This is a genomic window from Pedobacter sp. (assembly GCF_035317785.1).
Lineage (GTDB): Bacteria > Bacteroidota > Bacteroidia > Sphingobacteriales > Sphingobacteriaceae > Pedobacter.
In genome coordinates this window covers 1-12704 of record NZ_DATHGC010000325.1, presented here as the reverse complement: position 1 = coordinate 12704, position 12704 = coordinate 1, and the positions used below count along the sequence as shown (strand labels likewise).

General features: G+C 43.7%; 14 protein-coding genes. 6 read left to right on the top strand and 8 right to left on the bottom strand.

Features of this window, described 5'->3' with window-relative positions:
* The coding region (locus VK541_RS20295; RefSeq protein WP_324372282.1) for a TonB family protein at positions 1–429 on the top strand (429 nt) is incomplete at its 5' end.
* On the opposite strand, the gene VK541_RS20290 is transcribed toward VK541_RS20295, so the two are convergent.
* The 6 genes from VK541_RS20290 to VK541_RS20265 form a co-directional block, all read right to left on the bottom strand.
* Positions 426–1436 (bottom strand): inorganic phosphate transporter, encoded by a 1011-nt coding sequence (locus tag VK541_RS20290; RefSeq protein WP_324372281.1) that lies wholly within the window; start codon positions 1434–1436, stop codon positions 426–428. The two genes, VK541_RS20295 and VK541_RS20290, sit on opposite strands and share 4 nt — an antisense overlap.
* 12 nt (positions 1437–1448) lie before the next feature.
* Entirely contained in the window at positions 1449–2090 is a 642-nt protein-coding gene (locus VK541_RS20285) for a DUF47 domain-containing protein (RefSeq protein ID WP_324372280.1), read from the bottom strand.
* Between the two features lie 87 nt (positions 2091–2177).
* Positions 2178–3203: a sensor histidine kinase gene (locus tag VK541_RS20280; protein WP_324372279.1), complete on the bottom strand. Its 1026-nt coding sequence runs from the start codon at positions 3201–3203 to the stop codon at positions 2178–2180.
* A gap of 200 nt (positions 3204–3403) precedes the next feature.
* Positions 3404–4039, bottom strand: a complete 636-nt coding sequence (locus VK541_RS20275; protein WP_324372278.1) for an HD domain-containing protein — start codon at positions 4037–4039, stop codon at positions 3404–3406.
* 29 nt (positions 4040–4068) lie between these two features.
* Complete coding sequence (locus tag VK541_RS20270; protein ID WP_324372277.1) at positions 4069–4353, bottom strand: helix-turn-helix transcriptional regulator; 285 nt, start codon at positions 4351–4353, stop codon at positions 4069–4071.
* 76 nt (positions 4354–4429) lie between these two features.
* A complete protein-coding gene (locus VK541_RS20265; RefSeq protein WP_324372276.1) occupies positions 4430–5614 on the bottom strand; it encodes a THUMP domain-containing class I SAM-dependent RNA methyltransferase in 1185 nt (394 codons plus the stop codon).
* Positions 5615–5685: 71 nt separating this feature from the next.
* On the opposite strand from VK541_RS20265, the gene VK541_RS20260 reads away from it, so the two are divergent.
* From VK541_RS20260 to VK541_RS20240, 5 genes are all read left to right on the top strand, one after another.
* The gene (locus tag VK541_RS20260; RefSeq protein ID WP_285059621.1) at positions 5686–6054 is read left to right on the top strand and encodes a DUF3127 domain-containing protein; all 369 of its coding nucleotides are present in this window, start codon (positions 5686–5688) and stop codon (positions 6052–6054) included.
* A gap of 101 nt (positions 6055–6155) precedes the next feature.
* Positions 6156–6695, top strand: coding sequence for a DUF6266 family protein (locus tag VK541_RS20255; RefSeq protein WP_324372283.1), 540 nt, complete (start codon positions 6156–6158; stop codon positions 6693–6695).
* A gap of 109 nt (positions 6696–6804) precedes the next feature.
* Complete coding sequence (aqpZ, locus tag VK541_RS20250) at positions 6805–7512, top strand: aquaporin Z (protein WP_324372274.1); 708 nt, start codon at positions 6805–6807, stop codon at positions 7510–7512.
* A gap of 104 nt (positions 7513–7616) precedes the next feature.
* The gene (locus VK541_RS20245) at positions 7617–9458 is read left to right on the top strand and encodes a HAMP domain-containing sensor histidine kinase (protein ID WP_324372273.1); all 1842 of its coding nucleotides are present in this window, start codon (positions 7617–7619) and stop codon (positions 9456–9458) included.
* A gap of 6 nt (positions 9459–9464) precedes the next feature.
* Entirely contained in the window at positions 9465–10160 is a 696-nt protein-coding gene (locus VK541_RS20240) for a response regulator transcription factor (protein ID WP_324372272.1), read from the top strand.
* 12 nt (positions 10161–10172) lie between these two features.
* Here the strand turns inward: VK541_RS20240 and VK541_RS20235 are convergent, their stop codons facing one another.
* Positions 10173–10949, bottom strand: a complete 777-nt coding sequence (locus tag VK541_RS20235; RefSeq protein WP_324372271.1) for a GLPGLI family protein — start codon at positions 10947–10949, stop codon at positions 10173–10175.
* A 10-nt stretch (positions 10950–10959) separates the two neighbouring features.
* Positions 10960–12704, bottom strand: a 1745-nt coding sequence (locus VK541_RS20230) for an outer membrane beta-barrel family protein (RefSeq protein ID WP_324372270.1), incomplete at its 5' end; no start/stop codon positions are given.

The following is a 12704-nucleotide window of genomic DNA, read 5'->3' as shown; positions in this document are numbered from 1 at the left end:
AATAAAGGCAATCTCAACGAAGTGGTCATCAGGGGTTACCAAAAAAGATCCAGAGATCAGACAACCGGAAGCAGCTTTGTCGTTACCGGCAAAGAAATAAAAGACGTACCCGTTGCAAATGTGGAGCAATTGCTGCAAGGTAAGGTTGCAGGCCTCAATATTCAGAATGCGACAGGTTACCCTAGTGACGGATGGTCAGCTTTTAAAGCCTATCTGATCAAAGAAAACCCTTACAGCAGCGAAATCAAGCCAGGACAATCTGCAGAATTTAAGTTCTCGGTCAGCAGAAGCGGACGGCCAACGAATATCAAAGTCGTGCGGGGACTGTCCAAATCATACGATGAAGCTGCAAAAACACTGATCCGTAACTGGAGAAAATGGAACATGCCCAAAGATTCTGGTCCGGTTACAGTAACCCTTGAATATTAAAAAAACAAGTGTATAACGCCGTAAACAATTGCAGCTAAGGTCGCCGATACCGGAATGGTCAGCACCCATGCCCATAGCAGGCTTACTGTAACTCCCCATCTTACCGCAGACACCCGCTTTAGAAGCCCTACACCTACGATAGATCCGGTAATGGTATGTGTCGTAGATACCGGGATACCAAAGTGCTCAGTAATGCCCAGGGTTACCGCACCTGCAGATTCTGCAGCCACACCCTCAAAAGCATTTACTTTAGTAATTTTGGAGCCCATGGTTTTCACAATCTTCCAGCCGCCGCTCATGGTGCCCAATGCAATAGCAGCATAACAGGAGATCGGCACCCACTCAGGCATAGCATCTCCGGTATGCAGTACATTGCCGGCTACCATTGCAACATAGATGATTCCCATTACTTTCTGAGCATCATTACCGCCATGAGTAAAACTCAGCGCAGCAGAAGAAATCAATTGCAGACGTTTAAACCATTTTTCAGCCACAGAAGGCCGGGCATGTTTAAATATATGTAAGATAATAATGGAAATGATCACAGAAATGACCATCCCTATTACCGGTGCCAGGACAATAAATGCCACAACCTTTATGATCGGCGCAAGGTTGATCGCAGACATGACGTTTGCTCCCAATGTTGCCGCCTTGGCCATACCGGCCCCAGCAAAACCACCAATAAGGGTGTGAGAAGAACTTGAAGGAATTCCAAACCACCAGGTAAATAAATTCCACACAATGGCGGCAAGCAACCCTGCAAGGATTACCTCAAGTGTGATGAAGTTCTCTACGACGGTCTTGGCTATAGTATTGGCGACCTTGTGGTCCGTAAAATAAAAATATGCAGCAAAATTAAACAGTGCCGCCCAAAGTACCGCCTGAAATGGAGACAGCACTTTTGTAGAAACGATCGTCGCAATGGAGTTTGCTGCGTCATGAAAGCCATTGATATAATCAAAGGCAATTGCCAGCACAATTACAACAATCAATAAGGTACTTACCATTTTTATATAGGTTTAAGCGTTCTTTACCAAAATAGATTCCAGCACATTTGCGGCATCTTCACATTTATCTGTAGCCATTTCCAAAGTCTGTAGTACTTCTTTTTGTTTGATCAGCTCTATAGCATTGGTTTCAAACTCAAACAAGCGGGCTATGGCAAGGTTACAAACATAATCTGCCTGATTTTCTCCGCTATTTATCCTTACGCAGGCATCTGCGATTATCCGGATGTTTTTGAAGCTCCTCAATTCCCTGATTGCATTTTCAAGGTCTGTGCACATTTCCACCAGCAGCTCAGCAAGCTTGATCATCGCATCACCAATATTGGTGATGTTGTACAATTCAATATTGCTTGCAGAGGCATGAATATAATCCGCAATGTCATCAATAGCACTGGCCAGAGCATGGATATCCTCTCTGTCAAACGGAGTAATAAAGTTTTTGCTGAGTTCTAAAAAGATAGAATGTGTAATGTCGTCGCCAACATGCTCCAGGCGCTCTACTTCCTTGATGTGTTCTTTCCTTTTTTCAAGATCGCTCGCACTTAGTGCCAGCAATAAAGCTTCAGAAATTTTCAATACATTACTTCCTGCCTGCTCAAATAATGGCTGAAATTTTTTGTCTCTGGGGGTGAAGAACTTAAAAATGCTATTCATCTTTCTTTATAAAATATGATACAAAAGTATGAGTGCAATGTTAAGTTAATGTTAACTGTTAAGTTTTTTCGCTTAACGGCCCGGCTTTTAGCCCAGTTTTTGGAGGGTAAAAGCAAAGGTAGTCCCTATTTGCTGGGTGCTTCTCACCGATATGATTTGCTGGTGAGCTTCCAGGATATGTTTTACAATAGCCAGCCCCAGTCCCGTTCCGCCTTCCTGTCTTGACCGGTGCGTATCGATCCTGTAAAAGCGTTCAAACAATCTGGGAAGGTGTTTTTCATCTATTCCAATGCCGTTGTCCGTCACCTCGATCAGGTATTGATCGTGCAGTTCGAAGATCTTTATGGCTGTAGATCCCTCAGGTTTCCCATATTTTAATGAGTTTTCGATGAGGTTCATCATGACTTGTCTGATCTTTTCCCGGTCTGCATTTACATAAGCGGGATAAGTATATTTTTCTTTAAATGACAGTTTAATGTTCCTGGCTTTTGCCTTGTCTTCGAGTGTTTCCATGACTTCCCTGGCCAGCCCCACAAAATCAAATTTCTGATAATTGATCGGGATCTCTCCGGATTCAAGTTTAGATATCGAATCCAGGTCATTGATCAGGTAGCTCAGCCTTTCCACATTATCCGCTGCTTTTTTGAGAAACTTTGCCGCTGTTTCCGGATCATCAGCGATACAATCCTGTAACGTATCGATATATCCCTGTACCGCAAACAACGGTGTTTTGAACTCATGTGATACATTCGATAAAAATTCGCGTCTGAACTGCTCCTGTTTTTTTAAAATGTCGATCTCTCTTTTTTTAGCGCCCGCCCATTCCTTTACTTCCTGTTCCACATCATTGATAGGGTCAGAACTCACATATTCACCCAGCGCATCTTTCAGGTCCTTGCCCAGTTTCAGGTTATGGATCAATTTGTAGATCAGCACGATTTTGGAATAGATGTACTTTTCCAGCAAATAATAAAAGACCACAAAGGCGGTGGAAAAGGCAACTCCAAAAGAGAAAAGCATATAATACCAGCTGTGCTGAAAATAAAAATTAACCAGACCTATGGAAAGGCCTACAGCAAGTGCTGCGATTAGAACCAATACACTCAATTTCATCTCGAAGATTTATTTATCCATATCGTCATGCTGAATTCATTTCAGCATCTCGTTGAGTAGGTTAGTATATCCTGGCCGGGATGCTGAAATGAATTCAGCATGACGAGCGAAATTTAGATAACCTGCAAGTAAGGGCAATTTACAAGATAAAAGAGATATTTGCAATGTCTTTCGGAGATACTTGAAGCCTTTTTGACTTTTTAAATTTCAGTATAAAATTGTTCAAGGTAAGACAGCATAAAATCATGTCGCTGTGAAGCCATCGCACTTCCGGTTTTAGTTTTCATCAGGTCCTTAAGCAGCAGCAGCTTCTCATAAAAATGATTTAATGTGGGGTTTACAGCTGTTTTGTACTCTTCCTTAGTCATGTGGAGATTAGGCTTTATGGCCGGATCATACAATACCCTGTTCTTGTAGCCCCCGTAGGTAAAAGCGCGGGCGATCCCTATTGCCCCTATGGCATCCAGCCGGTCTGCATCCTGTACGATGTCCAGTTCCTTTGAATGAAAATCTATCTTCCCTAAACTCGATTTGTAGCTCAGATTTTTAATGATCTGCCGTACATGCTCAATTATAGCTGCATCAACCCCAATGCTCAGCAAAAAATCACCGGCTATTTTAGGGCCTAATTCTTCATCCCCATCGTGAAATTTACTGTCAGCGATGTCATGGAGCAGGGCAGCAAGTGAAACCACCATCAAATCTCCTTTTTCCTGCTCATTGATCTTCAACGCATTTTTATATACCCGCTCAATGTGAAACCAGTCATGACCGGCCTCTGCCCCCCTGAATTTTTCTTGTACAAACTGAATGGTGTGCTCTATAATTTGTTCCATGATCTCATTTTGGAACAAAGATAAATGAATTAGGCAGATGAAGATTTTTCAAGCCCTTCAGATTGTGAAATAATGTGCATAAGATCTGAAGGGTCAGCCGATATCAGCTGTGTCGCATCCACTTCCAAAATAATTGCAATATGAAACAGCCGGTCCAGGGTGATCTTGCTGTAGCCGAGTTCAATCTTGCTGTAGGCATTTTGAGAGATACCGATCTTAGCCGCAAGATAGTCCTGCGTATAATTCCTAAATTCCCTGATTTTTCTAATGTTGCTTGCTACTGCTTTGCTCCTTTTAATGAGTTGGTCCTTCATAAGGTCATTTAATTATTCCTTTGAAGAGTAATAAACGAAAGAAAAGGGCATGCGGTTTTTAAAAAGAACTTATGTGCTAATTGACTGGTCTCAGCCCCTCGGGCCTTCTTGTGCCGTCATACAGTTCATATTCCAGCATCCGGCAATCGAGCTTGCCGTTATAAAATTCTATTTTACGGGCGGCTTTCAGCCCGATCTTTTTGGCCAGGTCAGGGTTGCCGGTAAAAATATAACCAAAATAACCCTTGCACTTCTGCTTCATAAAATCGCCCATGCGCTTGTAGGTCAGTTCCAGTTTGGAATGTACACCCAGACGTTCTCCATATTCGGGATTAAAGACGACCACACCCTTGCCGGTTTCAGGAACTATGGTCTCTTCAAAATCACAAACCTCAAAAGTGATCAGGGTATCTACCCCGGCGGTTTTTGCATTTTTACGGCTTATATCCACCGCATCCTCAGAGATATCAGTAGCAATGATCTGGAGGTCCACATTTTTGATCACCTGATCCTTCAGGATCCTCCGTTCTGCAAAGAAAACTTCCTCATCATACCCTAAAATGTGCATAAATCCATAGTTCATTCGAAACAGTCCGGGCCTGCGGTTGGTGGCGATCAAAGCCGCTTCAATAGCAAGCGTTCCCGAACCGCACATCGGATTTACGAAAGGAGACTTCTGGTCCCACTGTGTGCTCAGCACTGCCGCTGCAGCAAGGGCTTCCAGCATAGGCGCTTTTCCGGGTATTTTACGATAACCATGCTTTGCAAGGGTCTCGCCCGAAGTGTCAATAAATATATCAGCTTCGCTATCCTTCCAGTACAAATGGATTACGGCCTTGTTGGCATCCGAACCTGAATTCGGGCGGATGTTCTTTTTCTCTTTGATGCGGTCCACAATCGCATCCTTTACCTTTAAGTTGGCAAAGAGCGGCGTAGTAATGGTAGGGTTGTCCACATTGGACGTGACTGAAAAATAACCGGCAAAATCAATCAGCTCTTCCCATGGCATGTCCTTAAGTTCTGTATACAATTCATCCGGATCTTTTGCTTTGAAGCTCCTTAAATTGTATAAGATCTGGCTGGCACAGCGCAGGTTAAGGTTCAGTTTTATACACTCAGAAAGCGTAATGTCCAGTTCTACTCCTGTGGGGAAATCCCTTACAATGGTATAGCCCAGTGCTTTTACTTCCTCCTGTAAATAAGTAGAAAGGCGTTTATTACAGGTGATGATCACCTTTGATTTGTTGTGGAAAACTTGCATAGTTGAAAGTGCGAAGTTATCAATAAAAATATAGAGATTTGGATTGTTAAGAAGAATAAACAGTACATAGTATGGAATTAAAAGGAAAAGTGCATGAGATAGGTGCCTTACAGCAGGTAAGTGAAACTTTCAAAAAACGCGATCTCATTATAGAATACGCAGAGAACCCTACTTATCCTGAATACATCAGGTTTGAGGCCCTTCAGGATAAAACAGCTTTATTTGACAGCTTAAAACCTGGAGATGATGTTGAAGTTTCTTTTAACCTGCGCGGACGTCCATGGACAGATAAAGCGGGTAAAACCTCTTATTTCAACAGTCTTGTAGTATGGCGTATCAACGCACTGACTGCTTCGGCAGCAGCAGCACCGACTCCTCAATATGCCCCGCCGGCAGACCTGAGCAGCGCACCTGGTGAGGATGATGATCTTCCTTTCTAAAAAGACCTTTTTTAAATAAACAAATTAATACCGATGCCGCCTTAGAACCAGGGCGGCATTTTTTGTGCTTTTGTCTTCGGCAGGAAGTGGACTGGTAGTAGATTGCGGGCAGATTCCTTCGAAGAAAGGCTCAGATGAACCAGAGATTGGTATTTGCTTTAGTAACAGGTTGGCTGAAACCCTTGAGGGATTTGATCTGGATTGGTTTCCAGGGTTTTAAAGGAAGCAAAACCCCTATGAACGGGTGTGTTTCTTTTGTGATGAAGGAGGCAATAACAGGAGAGGGCAGGCAAAGCAATATTGATTTTCCTAAGGTGGTTTTTAGCAGGGGTGAATTGTTCATTTCACTGATCAGGGAATTTACTTCGATAGCTGATACACCGCTGTATATTAAATGGGAAAATGGACCTGCTTCTGCGTTTAATAACGCTGATGATAAGGCTACATTTATTGTTTATAATCCTGTGAAAGAAAAGTTTGTAACCTTTGAAGGTGTTGCCCGGCGGGCTGATCTGGAAAAGACTTTGCAATTTCCTGCTAATTTTAAAAATGATACTGTGCATTGCTGGATACATTATGTAAATGTGGCGGGTGATGCTGTGAGTACGAGTATTTATTTAGGAAATGCAGCCATATTTTAGAATTAAAAATTAATGGCGTTTGAGATCAGGTTTAACATAATCTTGTGGATTATAACAGGAAATGTTACAAATTTTATTATTTTTAATCTGTAAACTAAAAAAAATTAACATGGAAACAAACACTTTCTCGAAATTCTCTGCAGAATTTTTTGGTACACTCGTTCTTGTTTTAATGGGCTGCGGGAGCGCAGTAATTGCAGGGGCAAATGGCGCAACAGGAGTCGGCCTGTTGGGTATATCCTTTGCCTTTGGCCTATCGGTGGTGGCAATGGCGTATGCGATTGGTCATATCTCCGGGTGTCATATTAATCCGGCTATTTCTATTGGAATGGTGGTGGCTGGTAGAATGAAAGCAAAAGAAGCAATGGTTTATATTGTTGCCCAAATACTTGGAGCTCTGGCCGGGGCAGGCATTCTGTTGCTCATTGCGTCCGGTAAAGAAGGATACAGTCTTGCAGTTAATGGTTTAGGGCAAAATGGCTACGGCGATGCTTCACCGGGAAATTACAGCCTGCAAGCAGGGTTTGTCGCTGAAACAGTTTTTACTTTTATATTCCTGTTTGTTATTTTCGGATCTACCTCCTCAAAAAACATACATGGTGGCTTTGCAGGTATATCAATTGGATTGAGTTTGGTGCTGATTCATATAGTAGGCATTATGGTCACCGGCGTATCGGTAAATCCGGCGAGGAGTATAGGTCCCGGACTATTGGTTGGTGGAATAGCTGCAACTCAGCTATGGTTATTTATTGCTGCACCTATTCTGGGAAGTGTCTTGAGTGCCGTCGTGTGGCGATATGCACTAGAAAGAAAGTAGCAGTCTCCTGGGATCTTACTTCATATCAGCCCCTTCTGTTAAATTTTGTTAAATAAAACCTTTTCTCTCGTTCCTTCGTTAATTTTGAGTAATTATATATAATAATGAAGAAAAGGAGTCTCTGGATAATCACTACCCTAATGACGGCAGCGTTGTTGGGTGTGTTTGTAATGCAATTGTATTACATCAGGGAGGCCTATAACTTAAAATCGCAGCTCTTTGAACAGAATGTCAATGAAGCGCTGAATGACGTGGCCAGCAAAGTGCAAAAGCGATACGCGGCCAATCACATTACTAAAAAAGATTACGAACTCAGGAAGGAACGGGAGCAGGATTTCAGGGCCCGGGCCCAGCGGATTGTCGATTTTAAAGAACGGTATAAGGATGAAGAGGCACAGCGCAAATTAAGGCAGCAGGAAAAGATCATTGCAGATCTGAACATGCGGGACAGCCTGGTAAGGGTCAGTTTCCCGATGCCGAAACTGATTCCGGAAGATGTTTTTCAGCAAATCACAAGTATACATAATAACGGGAAATCTTCCCTGCAAGTGCAGGTTGACGTTTTTTCTGATGAATTTGGGAATGTGATCAGCGGTAAGATCAATCAAACGATCACTCCAAAAAAGACCTCAACATTTTCTTTAGTCCCTGGCAAGCTGCCGGACAGCATCAGATATCTTGTCTATAATCCAAAGAATTTAATTCCGATGGCGATCACGCTTGAACAGATTACACCCGAAACAGCGTTTGACTTTAAAAGGGAAGATCAGGTCGCGGGGCAGAAATACAGACAGGGGCTTAAGGCACTGATGGAAGATACCGTGATACTGGAGGACAATAGCCTGAATTACCTGGAAGATGTAGCCAAAGAAATGCGGCAGGCAAGTATCCCTATTGAACAGCGGATTCCTAAAGACAATCTCGATACGCTGATCAAGAAGGAACTGCTCAACAGGAATATCAATATAGATTATGATTTTTGGGTAAAACTGGCCAGCAAGGATTCATTGCTGTATAGCCAGGCTGCCCATCAGACCGGCAGCAGCGGATTTTCAAAAAATGTATACAAGATTCCCCTGTTCGGCAATGACATTTTTCGGGATCCAGGCTTGCTTTTCATAAGCTTTCCAAATAAAAACTCACTGATACTGGGCAATATGTGGGCAACAATGGCTTCATCCGCAGGTTTGTTGCTGGTGCTTGTCTTTATCTTTGCCTACACCATTTACGCCATCATCAGGCAGAAAAAGATCTCTGAAATGAAAACCGATTTCATCAATAACATGACGCATGAGTTTAAAACTCCGGTGGCTACTATTATGATAGCCAGTGAGGCGCTGAAAGACCCTGAGATCGTTGAAGATAAGAAACGTATCAGCAGGCTGGCAGGCATCATCTATGATGAAAATGTAAGACTTGGTAATCATATAGAACGGGTACTGAGCATAGCCCGTCTGGAGAAAAAAGAACTGAAACTGGAACATGAAGAGCTGAACGTAAATGACCTGATCCTGGTCGTGACAGACAGCATGGACCTGCAGCTGCAAAAGAAAAATGCAATTGTGGACCTGCAGCTGAATGCGGTCAACCCGGTCATATTTGGAGACGAGCTTCACTTTTCTAATGTGATCTATAACCTGATCGACAATGCAAATAAATACAGTGCCGGTATTCCTAAAATCACCATCAGCACGAGGGATACAGCCAGACATCTTTATATTGAAATCACTGACGAGGGTATCGGGATGACCAGGGACCAGACCAGGCGTATTTTTGATCAGTTCTACAGGGTGCCAACGGGCAACCTGCATGATGTAAAGGGATTTGGTCTGGGTCTGAATTATGTTCAGGACATCATTACGCAGATGGGCGGCACGATAAAAGTGAACAGTGAGAAGGATAAAGGAACTAAATTTGAAATCAGTTTACCCCTAAACCAAAATTAACGACGCATGAAAAGAATCCTACTGGTAGAAGATGATCCAAACCTGGGCTTGCTGTTGCAGGACTACCTGCAGATCAAGGGAAAGTTTGATGTGATGCTGTGTGTGGATGGTGATGAAGGGTTGCGGGCATTTACCAAGCAGGGATTTGACCTTTGTATCCTGGATGTGATGATGCCGAAGAAAGATGGTTTTACCTTGGGTAAAGAGATTCGGAAGATAGATCAGAATGTGCCCATTATCTTTGCAACGGCCAAAGCCATGATGGAAGATAAGGCCTCTGCCTATGACCTTGGGGGCGATGATTACATTACCAAGCCATTTAGAATAGAGGAACTGCTGCTCAGGATCAATGCCTTACTGAAAAGGGTTGCGGCAAAGGAACCGGCTGATACCGGACCTGTCCAAACACAGTTTCAGATCGGCGACTATTCCTTTGATTATACCACACAGATGATCCATTATAAAGGCCAGCAGCAGAAGCTTTCAACCAAAGAGGCAGAGCTGCTGCAGCTGTTATGCCTGAAAAAGAATTCTGTGCTGACCAGGGAAGAAGCATTGCTGAGCATCTGGCATGACGACAATTATTTTAATGGGCGCAGTATGGATGTGTTTTTGAGCAAACTCAGAAAATACCTGCGTGAAGACCCTAAGGTCGAAATACTAAATGTACACGGCAAAGGTTATAAATTACTGGTCAACTAACAGCTCGTCCTTTTAAAGCGTAAATGCTTTTAAGGCAGAGCGCGCATAATCTCCCCAGCCCTTCAGGGCATCGTCTATGATCTTCCTCAGGCCTTTGTAGTCTGTCGCCTTGCCTTTGGCAGGCACTTTAAGTTCTGCCACTGTTACAGGCTTATCCGCTACGGTCTTTGCAAACCAGGTGATGTTCTCATGAGGAAGTGCAACGCCAAGGATCATTCCCGGCAGTCCGGTAAAGGATTCCGGCCCGCCGGATACCGGAATCTTATCGGTGTAAAAAGCCACTACATAGATAGAATCCAGGATGATGGCATTTGCCCGGCGGCATTCATATCCGGCTATGGTGCGCATTTCGCTGGTGAGCTTCCAGTTTATTTTACGGATACTGTCTTTCTGCAGAAAGGTTTCTTCATAAACCTTCTTCTGGGTTGTAAATAATCCTGTTGTCAGGTCCGAATAGATGGTATTGTTTTGGGTAACCATCGGGTCATTGGAAAAGTAATTCCTTGCGCCCGCTTCGCTTTCAACAATAGGGGTAAATAAGGTCTTGTCCCCGGTAAAACTGAGTGTGCTTTTTAACAATTTGAATTGCGGCTGGTTTCTCTTGTAGCTATCGTACAGTTCCTGCCAGAATGACCCCGTGTTTTCGCTGATGTTCTTTTTCATCATCGCAAACATATTGACGCTTTTCTCAAATTCGATGACTCCGCTGGTCGTGAACCTGGCGTTTTGTGCCGCTGAATTGCCTGCCATGGCAAGCAGACAAAGTATGGTGATGATCGTATTCTTCATATCCTGAGCATTATTTGGCAGCCGCGCCACCCATTTTGTTAAAATCCCAGCTTACAGAGAGTAAAAAATACCTTTGTATGGTGGTGTAACTGTTTTGTGTAACCATATTAGAATTCGCAAACCTGCTGAATCCTACGTTCTGATTGAGCAGGTCTTTGCCGGACAGGGAAACTTTAAGGTTTTCTCCTTTGAGGAACTTCTTGCTCATGAATGCATTCCAGATAAAGCGGCTCAGGTCCTGGTTGAAAGTTTGTGTGCCTGCTTTGAACTCGTAATTTCCATCGGTGCCGATCTCTATTTTGCCTGGCAGGTAAACATTGACGTTACCGTTGCCATTGAAACCCCAGCCGTCATTGTTGTTGTTATTTTGCAGGGATGAATTGATGGAGTTGTAATTGGGACCGCCTGAGATGCGGAAATTGTATTTTTTCTCTTTGTATTTGGAAATATTCAGGCCTCCTCTGTAGGTATTGCTGCTGGTGTTGGCGGTCACGTTGTTGGTGAGGCTATAGTTGACACTGCCGTTATAACCCAGATCTACGCCAACACTAAGGTCCAGCGCTTTGATCTTCTTGTCTGTAGAGAGGTTAAAGTTGTAATTTGACGGGCGTTTGCTGCTCAGGTTAACCGACTGATAGGTGGTCTTACCGGAGGCCTGGTCTGTTGTGGTATTGTTGGTGATGGGGTTGAAAGTGAAACTGTAATTTCCAGAAACCCATAGCGACTGCTCGCTCAGGATCTTGTACGAACTGTAGCTCAGGTTAAAGCTATTATTGTAAGACGGTCTTAGCCCGGGATTGCCAAGTTTGATGTTCAGCGGATCTGTATTTACCCTTACCGGCTGTATGTCATCAATGCCCGGCTGGTTGGTATAGCCGTAATAACCGAACCTGATGGATTTCTGCTGGGAGAAGCGGTAAGAATACCTCGCCTGCGGGTTCCAGTTGATGAAATTTCTTTTGAAGGAATTGCCGGTATAGCTGTCAAGCTGATTGAACCGGACGGCGGTAACGTTTGTTCCAAAATTAACCGTGGTTTTGTCCCTGGTATAGTTCATGCTGACGCCGGCCTTATTGGAAAGCTGATCGAGTTTAAAGTCATTGCTAAACTGCAGATCCAGGTCATCATAGGCCCCCGAGGCCGATTTGTTGTACGACCTGCGGTCTGAACGGCTGTTGTTGATGCCCAATCCGTAGTTTAAGATCAGGGAAGTGGTCTTGGAGAGGGGTTCGGTATAAGTAAGGTTACTGTTCAGTACATTACCTGTAGTTTTATTGATCTTTTGCTGATCGACAACCCTGGTACTGTCAGATATATTGCTGGTGTTGAAAAATTCGTTGGTCGAGTTCAAAAACCCTTCGCTGTCAGATTTGGTAACAGTTTCTTTGATCTGCAGGGAAAAAGTCCGGCCCTTTTTTTTCAGTCTCTTGGTCCAGAATGCGGAGATATTGAAAGCCTGTTTGTTCGCGTCATTTGTGAGGCTTCGTTCGCCGGTGTTGATTTTTGTGCCGTCTTCCCGCAGACTCAAAGAACTGAAACTGTCGCTGGTATTGGAATTGTTTACTGACCCATCTGCCATGATCTTAAGCGTGCTCGTTGAATCCATTTTTATCGTAAGAGCGGCGTCCAGCTTCTGCCTGAAAATGCGGTTGTCAAACTCCTGGTCGGAGCTGTTGTTGATCAGCCCGTTTGGCAGGATGTTTTGTGATAGCGTATTTCTCGTTCCTTCTACGTTCATCTGCCCCGCTTTATAAT

What these genes read in the sequence shown, in the direction of transcription:
- VK541_RS20290 (WP_324372281.1), bottom strand. Translation starts at nt 1,436, where the DNA reads ATGGTAAGTACCTTATTGATTGTTGTAATTGTGCTGGCAATTGCCTTT.
- VK541_RS20285 (WP_324372280.1), bottom strand. Translation starts at nt 2,090, where the DNA reads ATGAATAGCATTTTTAAGTTCTTCACCCCCAGAGACAAAAAATTTCAG.
- VK541_RS20245 (WP_324372273.1), top strand. Translation starts at nt 7,617, where the DNA reads ATGAAGAAAAGGAGTCTCTGGATAATCACTACCCTAATGACGGCAGCG.
- VK541_RS20280 (WP_324372279.1), bottom strand. Translation starts at nt 3,203, where the DNA reads ATGAAATTGAGTGTATTGGTTCTAATCGCAGCACTTGCTGTAGGCCTT.
- VK541_RS20260 (WP_285059621.1), top strand. Translation starts at nt 5,686, where the DNA reads ATGGAATTAAAAGGAAAAGTGCATGAGATAGGTGCCTTACAGCAGGTA.
- VK541_RS20270 (WP_324372277.1), bottom strand. Translation starts at nt 4,353, where the DNA reads ATGAAGGACCAACTCATTAAAAGGAGCAAAGCAGTAGCAAGCAACATT.
- VK541_RS20235 (WP_324372271.1), bottom strand. Translation starts at nt 10,949, where the DNA reads ATGAAGAATACGATCATCACCATACTTTGTCTGCTTGCCATGGCAGGC.
- VK541_RS20265 (WP_324372276.1), bottom strand. Translation starts at nt 5,614, where the DNA reads ATGCAAGTTTTCCACAACAAATCAAAGGTGATCATCACCTGTAATAAA.
- aqpZ (WP_324372274.1), top strand. Translation starts at nt 6,805, where the DNA reads ATGGAAACAAACACTTTCTCGAAATTCTCTGCAGAATTTTTTGGTACA.
- VK541_RS20240 (WP_324372272.1), top strand. Translation starts at nt 9,465, where the DNA reads ATGAAAAGAATCCTACTGGTAGAAGATGATCCAAACCTGGGCTTGCTG.
- VK541_RS20275 (WP_324372278.1), bottom strand. Translation starts at nt 4,039, where the DNA reads ATGGAACAAATTATAGAGCACACCATTCAGTTTGTACAAGAAAAATTC.